Origin of the sequence: Streptomyces calidiresistens, from assembly GCF_014141525.1 — a bacterium.
Classification (GTDB): domain Bacteria; phylum Actinomycetota; class Actinomycetes; order Streptomycetales; family Streptomycetaceae; genus Streptomyces; species Streptomyces calidiresistens.
On sequence record NZ_VKHS01000565.1, the window covers coordinates 1 to 3,704 of the forward strand.

Consider the following 3,704-nt stretch of genomic DNA (forward strand, 5'->3'; position numbering starts at 1 on the left):
CACCCACCTAGATCTACACTTGCAGCTTCGTCGGCAGCGTAAGATGTGTATAAGAGTCAGCCAGCAGGCGCTCGGACCGTCCGTCGGAGGTGTCCATCAGGAAGCAGCCGTTGGCGATCACCTGAAGCACCTCGCCGTGCCGGCGCAGGACGATCTCGCCGAGGACGCCCTCGCGGCGGTCCACCACCTCCGGCCCGGCGCCCGGCTCCGGAGCGGTGGCCGGGCGGTCCCCGGGTTCGGTGGCGCGCGCGTCGTCGGGCGGCTCGACCGGCAGGCGATTCATGCCCGCACACCGTACCGGTGTCCCCCGCCCGCCGCCGGGGTTTTCACCCGGCCGGCGGGGCACCGGCCGACGGCGGCCCGATCCGGTCGTCGGGAACCGGGTCGGGGGGCGCGGTACCGCCCCCGCCCCCCGACCCGGTCCGAAGATCGACGACCACCGCCGCCGCGTCGTCGCTCGCCTTCCCGCGGGGGAAGATCCGGCACTCCGGGTCGGCGGCCTCCGCCCCGCGCACCTCCTCCAGCAGGCGTTCGGGACCGTCGGTCAGCAGCAGGTCGAACAGGGCCGTCCAGTCGCCGAGGGCGAAGGTGTCCGTCCAGCGGCCGGCGCCGTCGGTCAGCGCGGCGAGCGCGGCGACCCGCTCCCGGGGGGTGGTGCCGATCAGGGCCAGGTCGGCGACGGTGGGGTCGGCGGCGGCGGTCGGGAAACCGTCCGGGGCGTTGCGCAGGCCCTCCAGGAAGGTCACGCGTTCGGCGGCGACGCGTTCGCGCGCCCGGGCCCGACAGATCTCCAGCCGGGTGTCGTGCACCGGTCGCACCCCGCCCCCGGGGTCCCGGATCAGCAGCACCGAGTCGCACAGCACCAGATGCTCCACCGTCCGCTCCGACCACCGGGCCAGCACCACCGTGGCCTGCGGCGTTCGCGGGTGAGAAAGGTCACAGGTCGCCCGGTGGGCGGCGGCGACGCGGGTGATCGCGCGGGCCAGGCACTCGGTGAGGGGCACCCGGGGACGACGGACGGCGGCCTCCGTCAGCGCCCCGCCGAGGCGGTCGACGAACCAGGGCACCCCGTGCGAGCAGCCGTCCTCCCCGGCCGGTGGCGTCACGCCGTCCAGGACGACCAGCACCCCGCCGTCCGCGGTGGAGGAGGCCGCCGCGAAGTCTTCGCAGGGGCGGGAAGGGGCGGCGGGCAGGACGGCGGCGCGCACGTGCATGCGGGCCAGTCTCCCGGGAGGGCGCGGTCGGTGGGGAGGCCCGGGCGGGCGCGGCGTGGCGACCGGCTCGAATCGGAACCCGCGTCCCCCGGGACGCGCTCCACCCGTTCGGATCCGGTCGATCGCCGATCGTGAAACGGCACCGACCGAGCGTGTCCGCTCCGGAAGTCGCCGGTGGCGAACACCCGCTGCCGGAAGCGCTTCCCGGGTGGTGCAGTAAGCTGCGCGCGTCCGCCGACCGGACCCCGACCCTCCGGAGCCCTCCGGTGTCCCACCGGCCGGGACGAGATTGCGAGCACAGGTGCGGAAGACCACACGGCCCGATCCCGCCGCCGAGCCGGCGACCCCCTCGACCACCCCGGCTCCCGTGCCTCCCGGGGGGACCGGCGCGCCCGTCCGCGCCAAGCGCGCCAGGGTGCGCAACCGGCTGCTCATCGGTGTCGCCCTCACCTCCGCGGCGGTCCTCGCCGCCGGCGCCCCCACCATGATCGACGCGGGCCACCGCCTCTCCGGTTCCCAGGACCTGCTCCAGCGGGCCGACACCGCCCGCGGCGCCCTCTCGCTCTCCCGGGCGATAGCCGACGAGCGGGACCTGCTGGTGACCACCGGGGCCCGGGCCGCCGCGGACGACACCGCGACCGACACCGCCCCCGACACCGCGACGTTCGAGCGCACCGACCGCCGCCTCGAGGAACTGCTCCCCGACCTTCCGCCGGAGCCCCGCGCCCTCCTGGACGACCTGGCCGATCTGCGGGCGGAGGTCGCCTCGGGCACCCTCTCACCGCTGGAGATCCACCGCGCCTACAGCGACATCGTCCGCGGGCTGGACGCCCTGACCCGCTCGGTCTCCCTCGTCGATCCCGAGCGCTCCGGGGACCCGGCGGCCGGCGCGCTGCCCGACCTGGCCCGCGCCGTGGACGCCTCCTCCGCCACCCGTGCCCTGCTGATCGCCGCGGCTCTGGACGAGGACGGCCGCGCCGAACTCCTCGCCGCGGCCCGGGTCACCGGCGCCCGGGAGGCCGCCGCCGTGCGGGACTTCCTCGACACCGCCGGGCCCGACGCGGCCGACGGCTACGAGCGCACCGTCTCCGGCCCCGAGGCCGCCGCCGCCGAGAGCTTCCTCGCGGAATTCCTCCTCAACCCCCTCGACGCCCCCGCGCTCCTGCCCGCCGAACCCGGGGACGCCGCCGACGCGGAGGAGGGGACGGCCGTCGTCGGGGACCCCGCCGCGGCCCTGGCCGCCCGCACCGAACTCCAGCGCGGCGTGCTCTCCTCCCTCAGCGCCGCCCGGGTCGCCGGTCTGGAGACCGTGCGGGACGAGGACCTGACCGCCCTGCAGTTGCGGGCCCTGTTGTTGGCCGCCGCCCTGCTGTTGGTCATCGGCGCCGGCGTGCACACCGCCCGCTCCCTCACCCGCCCGCTGGCCGCCGTGCGACTGGGCAGCCGGCGGGTGGCCGCGGACCCGGCGAGCGAGGAACCGGTGCGCTACACCGGCCGCAACGACGAGTTCGCCGAGGTCGTCGCGGCCGTCAACGCCCTGCACGCCCGCACCGTGGAACTCCACCGCAGGGCCGCCGAGTCCGCCGGGGACCACGGCGAGGTCGCCGCCGAACGGGACCGGCTGGTCGCCGAACGGGACCGCCTCGACGGTCGGCTGCGCGAACTCACCGAGCGCCTGGCCGAACTGAACGGCGCCGTGCACGGCACCTTCGCCCACCACGCCCAGCGCATCCTCGCCCTCACCGGTGAGCAGGTGGCCATCCTCGGCCGATTGGAGGCCGGGGGGACCGGGGTCGCGGGAGGGGACCGGGGCGGCGACACCGACCGTTCGGACGATCTCTTCGCCCTGCACCACCTGGCCGCCCGCCTGCGCCGACACGGCGACAACCTGTTGATCCTGGCCGGGGCCGAGTACCCCGGGACACCGGGGGAGGCGGCGCCGTTGCCGGAGGTGCTCCGCGCGGCGATCGGCGGGATCGAGCGCCACGACCTGGTGGAGATCGAACAGCCGGTGCCGCCGGTGGCGGTCGTCGGCTTCGCCGCCCGCGACCTGGGCCACCTGCTGGCCGAACTCCTCGACAACGCCACCGCGTTCTCGCCCGCCGACGCCCGGGTCCTGCTCTCCGCCCGGAGCGAGGGGGAGGCCCCGGCCGGCGGCGTGGTGTTGCGGGTGGTGGACGAGGGCATCGGCATGACCGACGAACGGCTCGCCGAACTCAACGGGTGGCTGGCCCGTCCCGGCGAGCCCACCCCGCCCGGCACCGCGGACGATCCCGGCATCGGCATGGGGTTGTACACCGTGGCCCGACTCGCCTCCCGCCACGGACTCACCACCCGCCTGATCCCCCGCCCCGGGGGTGGTGTCGCGGCCGAGGTGGTCCTCCCGGCCGCGCTGGTGGAGTCGCTGCCCGAAACGGCGTCGGTGGTGCCGGACCGGGGGGTCCCGATCGCCTAGGGCCGCGGCGCCGGGCCGGGGGAATCGGGCCGGGG

The 3,704-nt window shown here is 76.5% G+C and carries 2 protein-coding genes and 1 pseudogene; 1 reads left to right on the forward strand and 2 read right to left on the reverse strand.

Annotated features, from left to right (window positions below; all coding sequences use genetic code 11):
* Positions 1–52 precede the first annotated feature (52 nt).
* Together FOE67_RS30970 and FOE67_RS19625 are read right to left on the reverse strand one after the other, a co-directional pair.
* Positions 53–274, reverse strand: a pseudogene (locus tag FOE67_RS30970) (spermidine synthase); the annotation flags it as partial.
* 52 nt (positions 275–326) lie between these two features.
* Complete coding sequence (locus tag FOE67_RS19625) at positions 327–1,214, reverse strand: protein phosphatase 2C domain-containing protein (protein WP_182666121.1); 888 nt, start codon at positions 1,212–1,214, stop codon at positions 327–329.
* Between the two features lie 301 nt (positions 1,215–1,515).
* On the opposite strand from FOE67_RS19625, the gene FOE67_RS19630 reads away from it, so the two are divergent.
* Entirely contained in the window at positions 1,516–3,669 is a 2,154-nt protein-coding gene (locus FOE67_RS19630) for a nitrate- and nitrite sensing domain-containing protein (RefSeq protein WP_182666123.1), read from the forward strand.
* The last annotated feature ends 35 nt before the right edge of the window (positions 3,670–3,704 follow it).